The 6,686-nt window shown below is 73.0% G+C and carries 7 protein-coding genes and 1 pseudogene; 4 read left to right on the forward strand and 4 right to left on the reverse strand.

What is annotated here, in order from left to right:
- Positions 1 to 110: 110 nt before the first annotated feature.
- Positions 111 to 677 (reverse strand): DJ-1/PfpI family protein, encoded by a 567-nt coding sequence (locus ACWGE1_RS37500; protein ID WP_453424946.1) that lies wholly within the window; start codon positions 675 to 677, stop codon positions 111 to 113.
- Between the two features lie 217 nt (positions 678 to 894).
- On the opposite strand from ACWGE1_RS37500, the gene ACWGE1_RS37505 reads away from it, so the two are divergent.
- Positions 895 to 1,713, forward strand: a complete 819-nt coding sequence (locus ACWGE1_RS37505) for an endonuclease I family protein (protein ID WP_453424947.1) — start codon at positions 895 to 897, stop codon at positions 1,711 to 1,713.
- 114 nt (positions 1,714 to 1,827) lie between these two features.
- Positions 1,828 to 2,139 (forward strand): DUF3040 domain-containing protein, encoded by a 312-nt coding sequence (locus ACWGE1_RS37510; protein ID WP_453424948.1) that lies wholly within the window; start codon positions 1,828 to 1,830, stop codon positions 2,137 to 2,139.
- A gap of 33 nt (positions 2,140 to 2,172) precedes the next feature.
- Here the strand turns inward: ACWGE1_RS37510 and ACWGE1_RS37515 are convergent, their stop codons facing one another.
- The 3 genes from ACWGE1_RS37515 to ACWGE1_RS37525 form a co-directional block, all read right to left on the reverse strand.
- The gene (locus tag ACWGE1_RS37515) at positions 2,173 to 3,804 is read right to left on the reverse strand and encodes a beta-N-acetylhexosaminidase (RefSeq protein WP_453424949.1); all 1,632 of its coding nucleotides are present in this window, start codon (positions 3,802 to 3,804) and stop codon (positions 2,173 to 2,175) included.
- 62 nt (positions 3,805 to 3,866) lie between these two features.
- The gene (locus tag ACWGE1_RS37520; protein WP_453424950.1) at positions 3,867 to 4,301 is read right to left on the reverse strand and encodes a GlcG/HbpS family heme-binding protein; all 435 of its coding nucleotides are present in this window, start codon (positions 4,299 to 4,301) and stop codon (positions 3,867 to 3,869) included.
- 40 nt (positions 4,302 to 4,341) lie between these two features.
- Complete coding sequence (locus ACWGE1_RS37525; RefSeq protein ID WP_453424951.1) at positions 4,342 to 5,574, reverse strand: MFS transporter; 1,233 nt, start codon at positions 5,572 to 5,574, stop codon at positions 4,342 to 4,344.
- Positions 5,575 to 5,784: 210 nt separating this feature from the next.
- On the opposite strand from ACWGE1_RS37525, the gene ACWGE1_RS37530 reads away from it, so the two are divergent.
- Positions 5,785 to 6,237, forward strand: coding sequence for a MarR family winged helix-turn-helix transcriptional regulator (locus ACWGE1_RS37530; protein WP_453424952.1), 453 nt, complete (start codon positions 5,785 to 5,787; stop codon positions 6,235 to 6,237).
- A gap of 174 nt (positions 6,238 to 6,411) precedes the next feature.
- A pseudogene (locus ACWGE1_RS37535) lies at positions 6,412 to 6,686 on the forward strand (hypothetical protein); the annotation flags it as partial.

Raw genomic sequence — 6,686 nt, forward strand, 5'->3', positions numbered from 1 at the left:
TACGGCCGGGCGGCGGGGGGGGGGCCGGCCCCGGCGGGCCGCCTGACCGTCTGGGTCGCGGGGGCCCCCCCGTGGGGCCCGCCCCCCGCCCGTGTGCTCGTTAAGCCCGCTCAGGCCACCGGGGCCTTGCTGCGCAGCACGGTCAGGAACTCCCTCATCCAGCGCGAGTGGTCGGGCCAGGCCCTGGCCGAGACCAGGGTGCCGTCGACGACGGTCTCGGAGTCCTCGAACTCCGCCCCGGCCGCCTTCATGTCCAGCTCGAGCGCCGGATACGCGGTGACCCGGCGGCCGGTCAGGGCCCCTGCCGCGGCACTGATGAGCGGGCCGTGGCAGATCTGGGCGATCGGCTTGTCGGATTCCGCGAAGGCCGCCAGGATCCGGCGCACTTCGGGGTCGTTGCGCAGGTACTCCGGCGCCCGGCCGCCCGGGACGACCAGGGCCGCGTAGTCCTCGGTGACCACGTCCGCGAAGGCCAGATCGGCGGGCCAGGTGTAGCCGGGCTTCTCGGTGTAGGTGTCGAAGCCGTCCTCGAAGTCGTGGACCACGAACCGCAGTTTCTTCACCTGCGGTGCCGCGATGTGGACCTCGTACCCCTCCTCGCGCAGGCGCTGGTACGGATACAGGACCTCCAGCGATTCGGCCGCGTCGCCGGTCACGATGAGGATCTTCACTGCCATGGGCTGCTCCAGATGGGGCTGGTCACGGACGGTGCGGCCCCGCCGGGGGCCACCGCTACCCTGCCCGCGCCGGACGACCGGCACACACGAAGATCCGCACTCCCGACACGTGGTCTTCATCTGTTCGGCACATGACAATGTGACCCTCGCACTGCCACTGACACTCCGCCAATTCCCCGGGCGGGGACGGTGCGTATGGAGAGGTACCCCCCACCAGATGAAGATCTCGCGCCTGACCCCCTGGGCGGCCGGCCTCGCAGCCGCCGCCCTGTTCGCCGTACCGGCGGCCGCGGCCGCAGGCCAGCAGGGCACGACCGCCCCGCAGCAGCCGGCGGCCGCCGCGGTCGACCCGTACGCGGACTACTACGCGAGCGCCCAGGGCAAGACCGGGGCCGCGCTGAAGACCGCCCTGCACAACATCATCAAGACGCAGTCCAAGGTGACCTACGACGGCGTGTGGAACGCCCTGAAGGCGACCGATCAGGACCCGGCGAACCCCAACAACGTCATCCTGCTCTACTCCGGCCGCTCGCAGTCCAAGGCGACGAACGGCGGCGGGGCGAACGACTGGAACCGGGAGCACGTCTGGGCCAAGAGCCACGGCGACTTCGGCACGGCCACCGGCCCGGGCACCGACCTGCACCACCTGCGTCCCGAGGACGTCACGGTCAACAGCACCCGGGGCAACAAGGACTTCGACAAGGGCGGCAGCCCGGTCGGCGAGGCGCCGGGCAGCCTGACCGACGCCGACTCCTTCGAGCCGCGCGACGCGGTCAAGGGCGACGTGGCGCGGATGCTGCTGTACATGGCCGTCCGCTACGACGGTGGTGACGGCTTCGCGGACCTGGAGCTGAACGACAAGGTCAACAACGGCTCCGCGCCGCTCTTCGGCCGGATCAGCCTGCTGAAGCAGTGGAACCAGATGGACCCGCCGGACGCCTTCGAGCAGCGCCGCAACCAGGTCATATTCGACGTGTACCAGCACAACCGCAACCCGTTCATCGACCACCCGGAGTGGGTGAACTCCATCTGGTGACCGCGGGCAGCGGTCATGGCGGCCTGACGGGGTTGGACCCCGTCAGGCCGGGTATTCCCAGGCCAGAGGCTGCGACCCGCGCCCGACGGCAGCAGCCGGCGGAGGTACGTCGTGATGGACGGAGCCGGACTCTCCGATCGTGAGCAGCGCGCCCTCTCCGCGATCGAGGCCGAACTCAAGGGTGACCGCTCCCTCGACCGGATCCTGCGGTCCAGGACGTCCCACCGGCGTCACCGCATCGTGGCGGCATGGCTGCTCGGTGCGGTGACGGCGGCGCTCTTCGTCGCGGCCTCGGTCACCGTCTCCCGGCTCCTGCTCTGGGCCTTCGCCGCCACGTGGACGCTGACGGTGGTCCTGTCGCTGCCGCTGGCCGGCCAGTGGCTCCGGCGCCGCGGGCAGCGCACCGGCCCCACCGGGCAGCTGTAGCCGGGGCGTCCGCGGGCTGCTGCCGCGGACCGCTCAGAGGCGGTCGGCGAGGGCCTTGAAGTCGGCCCAGGGCAGCTGGGGCGTGCGGGAGTCCCACACCTTCTGGGAGAGCGCGGCCAGCGGGGCCTGGATGCCCTGGGCCACCTGGGCCTGGGTCTGGGCTCCGGACAGGTCGCTCCAGATGGCGAGGCGCCCGCCCAGGATCTGGGGCCCGTACGAGGCCGGGACGGGGGTCGTGCCGCGCAGTACGAGCGGGGTCCACTGTTCGTAGATCCGCTTCCCGGTGGGGTACGTGAACTGGTTGGGCTCCCCCAGCACGTAGTAGAGGAACTCGTCGTTGAGGTTGACGAGCTTGCGGCCCTCGCGCAGGTACTCCAGCGGCGGCCGGGCGCCCGTCTCCTTGCCGGTCCAGTACTCGACCTGGATGTCCTTGGCCGCGTTCGTCACCCCGCCCGCGAAGAACCCGTCGTTCCACGCCTTGAGCGCCTTCCCCGACGGCCGGACCACGTCCGCGCGGTCGTTCAGCCAGCCCGTCGCCAGGTCCTGGACCCGTGCCGAGGGCCCGTACCGCTGCTGGGCGGCGCGGGCGAGCTGGGGGAAGGACGCCTGCGGGTCGCGGTAGACCAGCGCCTGGTACTCGTCGGCGCCCAGGTGCCAGGCCCCGCCGGGGAACAGCGGCAGGAACTCGCGCAGCAGCTCGTCCACGAGCTTGGCGGACGCCGGGTTCGATATGTCCACGGCGCCCTTGACCGCCCGCCCCTGCGTGTCGCGCAGCTGCAGGTCGGGGTGGGCCCGCAGCACCGCGCCGAGGTGGCCGGGCGAGTCGATCTCGGGAACCACCGTGATGTGCAGCCGGGCGGCGAGCGCGTTGATGTCGCGGACCTGGGCCTTGGTGAGGTGCGGGGTGGAGACGATCTCGGGGTGGGTGTCGGACTGGATGCGGAAGGCCTGGTCGTCGGAGAAGTGCAGGCCGAGCTGGTTGAGCTTGAGGTCGGCCATCTCGCGCAGCCGGTCCTTGATCCAGTCCGGGGTGAAGTACTTGCGGGCTATGTCGAGGTTGAGGCCGCGCTGCGGCTTCGCGGGGGCGTCGCGCACGGTGCCCTCGGGGGCGGAACCGCCGCTCTTGACCGCCTGCTTGAGGGTGCGGGTGCCGTAGAAGACCCCGGCCTGGTCGGATGCGTTGATGCGGACCCGGCCGTCCTTGACGTCGAGGGTGTACGACTCGGGCCCGCCCGGGGCAGCCGCGTCCAGGGACAGCTCCACATCGCCCGCGCGCGGCGCCGCCGATTCCCCGTATCCGATGCGCAGTTCGCCGGCGAGCAGCTTGGCCTCGTCGGACAGCGCGGCGGTGTCGTCCGGCGCGACGACCACACGGGCGTCGGGGGTGGGCTTCCAGCCGGGGCCGCGGGCGGGCACGTGCTCGCGCACGGCGGGGATGGTGCGCGGGGCGGTGGACAGGGCGAAGGTCGGGGAGGGCGTGGGGGTCGGGGCGGCTTCGGCCGGGGCGGCCGCCCTCGTGGAGGCGGTCGTGGAGGAGTCCGGGGCGGCCGGGGCGCGGGCCTCCTCCGAGGCGGCCGTGCAGCCCGGGAGGGCAAGGGTGAGCAGCGCGGCGACCGTAGCCGTCGCGATGACGTGGACCCTCTTGCTCCGCCTCGGTGTGCTCATCATGTGACCGTGTCCCCCGTACCAACGTGGCACGGGGGACACGGGCGCGCGACCCGGCGGTCTCAGACCAGGGCGTCGCGTGCGGCGGTGGCGAAGCCGTGGTCCTGTTCGGGGGCGCCGCCGCCGACCCCGATGGCGCCGATGAGACGGCCCTCGCGGTGGACGGGCAGGCCGCCCGCCATGAACAGCAGCGGACGGTCGAGGGCCGTGGGCAGCGTGTGGAAGGGGCCGCCGGGGCGGACGGCTTCGACGAGGTCGGCGGTGGGCGCGTTCAGCTGGAGCGCCGTGTAGGCCTTGCGGGTGCTGGTCTCGCCGGAGATCAGCACGGCGCGGTCGTCGCGGCGGAAGGCGAGCAGGTGGCCGCCGGCGTCGAGGACGGTGACGCTGACGGTGATCCCGGCGGCTTCGGCGGCGGACGCGGCGGCGCGGACGAGCAGCTCGGCGTCCCCGGTGGTCAGGGGGGATACGGCGGTGCGGGTGGGGGCGGGGGCGGACATGCGGATCTCCTTGCGGGGGTGGGTACGGGGAGGGGGTGGATCAGTGGTGGGCGGGGACGGCCGCGGACGTCCCGGGCGCTCCGGCCGCCACGACCGTGCCCCGGTCGCCGCGGGCCGCGCGCCCTGCCGTACGGCGTTCCAGTGCGCCGGAGACGAGGGCGAGCACCAGGGCGGAGGCTGCCAGGGCCGCACCGACCCAGTTGGGGGCGGTCCAGCCGAGGCCGGCGGTGATCACGAGCCCGCCGAGCCAGGCGGCGAGGGCATTGCCGAGGTTGAAGGCGCCGATGTTGACGGCCGAGGCCAGGGTGGGCGCACCGGCGGCCTGGTCGAGGACGCGCTTCTGGAGCGGGGGGACGGTGGCGAAGCCGAGGGCGCCGATCAGCACGACGGTGACGGCGGCGCCCGCCTTGGTGTGGGCGGTGAGGGTGAAGACGGCGAGGGTGACGGCGAGGGCGCCCAGGGCCGCGTACAGCATCGGCATGAGGGCGCGGTCGGCGTAGCGGCCGCCGATGAGGTTGCCGGCGACCATGCCCAGGCCGAAGAGGACGAGCAGCCAGGTGACGGAGGAGTCGGCGAAGCCGGCGACGTCGGTCATCATCGGGGTGATGTAGGTGATCGCGGCGAAGACGCCGCCGAAGCCGAGGACGGTCATCGCCATCGCGAGCAGTACCTGGACGTTGCGGAAGGCGGCGAGCTCGCGGCGGATCCGCACACCGCCCTCGGGGCGGGGCAGTTCGGGTACCAGCCGGGCGATGCCGAGCAGGCCGGCGACACCGAGCGCGGCGACGATCAGGAAGGTGACGCGCCAGCCGAGGGTCTGCCCGACGAAGGTGCCGAGCGGGACGCCGACCACATTGGCGACGGTGAGGCCGGTGAACATCATGGCGATCGCACCGGCCTTCTTCTCGGGGGCGACCAGTTCGGCGGCGACGACCGCGCCGATGCCGAAGAAGGCGCCGTGGGCGAGTGAGGCGACGACCCGGCCGGCGAGCATGACCTCGAAGGCGGGGGCGAGGGCGGAGAGCACGTTGCCCGCGATGAAGAGGCCCATGAGCAGCATCAGCATGCGCTTGCGGGGGATGCGGGTGCCGAGCACGGTCATGAGCGGCGCGCCGAGCACGACGCCGAGGGCGTAGCCGGTGACCAGGAAGCCCGCGGCGGGGATCGAGACCCCGTAGGTGCCGGCGACCTCGGGGAGCAGACCCATGATCACGAATTCGGTGGTGCCGATCCCGAAGGCCCCGACGGCGAGGGCGAGGAGTGCGAGAGGCATGGGGGAGGTGTCCTTCAGGGGAGGGGGTGGTGCGGGTGCAGGGGCGACAGGGCGTTCACCGTTGCTTGCGGTCGCGGTTGATTGCGGTCGCCGCTTGCTTGCGTCCACATTAATTGCAGACGCGGGATATTTGCAAGCGCGGGCTATTGCACGTGTGGACTATCCTGGTGGTCATACACTCCCCGCCCGGACGCTTCGATGGAGGAGCCCATGACGGCCACGGACAGCGCGCTCACCGCCCTCGCCCAGGGCTGGTGCGCCCTCTCCCTCCTGCACGGGCGGATCGAGGCGCACATCGAACGGGCCCTGCAGGCCGGCCACGGCCTCAGCGTGCGCGAGTACTCACTGCTCGACGTCCTCAGCCGCCAGCACAGCGGACCGGGCGGGCACCTGCGGATGCACCAGGTGGCCGACTCCGTGGTCCTCAGCCAGAGCGCGACGACCCGGCTGGTCAGCAGGCTCGAGGACCGCGGCCTGCTGAACCGCTACATCTGCGACACCGACCGGCGGGGCATCTACACCGACGTGAGCGAGGCGGGCCTGGCCCTCCTGGCCACGGCCCGCCCGACCAATGACACCGCCCTGCGCGAGGCCCTCGACGAGGCCTCGCGCATCCCGGAGCTCGCCCCGCTGGTGACGGCGGTGGAGAACCTCCGCCACTGAGGGCAGGGGCCGGGGCCGCGCCGGGGCGGGCGAGCCCGGCCTGATCGGCAAGACGGGCACTGGGTCGTGGCCGCAAAGTCCCGTCTGCTCGGCGGGGCCTGCCCTCCGGGCGGACGACGCCACTTTGCGGACACTCCCTAGCGCGGGGCGGAGGCCGGCGGGGGCGAGGACGTCATGACGCTGCCGCGGGCTCCGGACGGACTCGCCGACGGGGACGGCGACCCCGACGCCTTGGGCGAGACCGGGGCCGACGGGCTCACCGACCGGGCGGGCGGCGAGGACACGGCCGGGGTCCCGGAGGAGTCCACGTCCGGTGTCCGCAGCCCGGATCCGGACGGCCGCGGAGCGGGCGACGACGGGTGGTCCGGGGACGGGCCGGGGGCCGTGATCCTCGGCGGGGTGGCCGGCAGCCCCGGACCGGGCGCCGGATCCGGGGCCAGCAGCAGGTC

This window comes from Streptomyces sp. NPDC054932, from assembly GCF_053610205.1.

Excerpts from the sequence above, each read along its gene's own strand:
- ACWGE1_RS37530 (WP_453424952.1), top strand. The coding sequence starts at position 5,785 with ATGACGGCCACGGACAGCGCGCTCACCGCCCTCGCCCAGGGCTGGTGC.
- ACWGE1_RS37510 (WP_453424948.1), top strand. The coding sequence starts at position 1,828 with ATGGACGGAGCCGGACTCTCCGATCGTGAGCAGCGCGCCCTCTCCGCG.
- ACWGE1_RS37500 (WP_453424946.1), bottom strand. The coding sequence starts at position 677 with ATGGCAGTGAAGATCCTCATCGTGACCGGCGACGCGGCCGAATCGCTG.
- ACWGE1_RS37515 (WP_453424949.1), bottom strand. The coding sequence starts at position 3,804 with ATGAGCACACCGAGGCGGAGCAAGAGGGTCCACGTCATCGCGACGGCT.
- ACWGE1_RS37525 (WP_453424951.1), bottom strand. The coding sequence starts at position 5,574 with ATGCCTCTCGCACTCCTCGCCCTCGCCGTCGGGGCCTTCGGGATCGGC.
- ACWGE1_RS37505 (WP_453424947.1), top strand. The coding sequence starts at position 895 with ATGAAGATCTCGCGCCTGACCCCCTGGGCGGCCGGCCTCGCAGCCGCC.
- ACWGE1_RS37520 (WP_453424950.1), bottom strand. The coding sequence starts at position 4,301 with ATGTCCGCCCCCGCCCCCACCCGCACCGCCGTATCCCCCCTGACCACC.